General features: G+C 63.9%; 1 protein-coding gene and 1 pseudogene. One reads left to right on the forward strand and one right to left on the reverse strand.

The window, feature by feature from the left end; all coding sequences use genetic code 11:
* Window positions 1–270 (forward strand): annotated as a pseudogene (locus tag AYJ54_RS36615) (IS110 family transposase); the annotation flags it as partial.
* Between the two features lie 366 nt (window positions 271–636).
* Here the strand turns inward: AYJ54_RS36615 and AYJ54_RS36620 are convergent.
* A complete protein-coding gene (locus AYJ54_RS36620; RefSeq protein WP_063706979.1) occupies window positions 637–1,257 on the reverse strand; it encodes a glutathione S-transferase family protein in 621 nt (206 codons plus the stop codon).
* Window positions 1,258–1,359 lie beyond the last annotated feature (102 nt).

Genomic DNA, 1,359 nt, shown 5'->3' on the forward strand with positions numbered 1-1,359 from the left:
GCGGGAAAGACCAGGCTCGGCAAGATCACCCGGGCGGGCGACGAGCGACTGCGTCAGCTGCTGGTGGTGGGAGCGACCTCGGTCGTTAAGCAAGCGATGACAAACGCTCGTGGGCCGCGCTGGCTCATCGAGCTCTTGAAGCGCAAGACGCCGAAGCTTGCCGCGGTGGCACTGGCCAACAAGATGGCCCGCATCGCCTGGAAGCTGATGACGACGGGAGGGAGTTACGACAGTGCGCGGCTCGATATCCAAATGGCCGCCACCGCGTAGCTAAGAGATTCGGCCGACCGGCGGGGGTTAGCCCACCGACCGAACCGGAGCTGCAAGAGCAGAGGAGATGGTGCGATCGATCGACCCGAGATGCGAGCAAATCCGTGGGACCCATCGGCCGAACGAGGTCGCGTGGTTGATTGGAACTCGCGTCGCGGAAACCATCTTGGCCAGCGGCCCAACAAGCCGCACCAACAGGCCGGACATATGGACGCAAGCGATCCGATCAAACCTCACAAAGCTCTTGTGCCACGGGGGCCGTCCACATATGGGTCCCGGATCGGCGCTCCGCTTCACTGCGCTTGTCCGGGACGACGAAAGAGAATGTGGCGGCGCTTACGCTTGCCCGGGACGACACCGAGTTTGTTACGCCTTCTGCGCGTCCATCACCTTGCGCACCGCGGGTCGCTCGGACATGCGCTTGAAATGGTCCGCGACCTTCGGCGTCGCGTTGATGTCGACGCTGTCGCCTTCGAGCCAGAGCGACACCGTGTAGAGATAGGGGTCGCAGACCGTGTACTGCTCGCCCATCACCCACGGGCCCTTGAGCATCTTCTGCTCGATCAGCGCGAAGCAGGCGCCCATGGTCTTCGGGATCATCTGCTTCATGTCGGCGAACGAGCTCTCTTCGGTCGCCCAGCGCGCGCCGCGCATCTTGTGGGCATGGGCCACGTGCACGGTGGAGCAGAGATAGGAGTTGAACGACTGCACTTGCGCAAACGCGAAGGGATCGTCGAGCGGTGCGAGCTTCGCCTTGGGAAGGGTCTGCGCGATGTAGGCCAGCATCGCCGGCGTCTCGGTCAGCACGCCGCGGTCGGTCACCAGCGCCGGCACGCGGCCCTTCGGATTGATCGCGAGATAATCCGGGCTGTTCTGCTGGTTGGCTTTGAAGTTCAGCCGTTCGGCCGTGTAGTCGGCGCCGGCCTCCTCCAGCGTGATGTGGGTGGCGAGCGCGCAGGTGCCGGGGGCGGTGTAGAGCTTGAACATGCTGGACCTCATGGGAAAGTTGGAAATTAACGGCTGTCGGCCCGGAGGTCCATAGGACGACATCCTGTTCGCAGTTGCCCACCGCCGCCCGCCTGTGCCAAG

The organism is Bradyrhizobium centrolobii (genome assembly GCF_001641635.1).
In the GTDB taxonomy this organism is placed as follows: Bacteria; Pseudomonadota; Alphaproteobacteria; order Rhizobiales; family Xanthobacteraceae; genus Bradyrhizobium; species Bradyrhizobium centrolobii.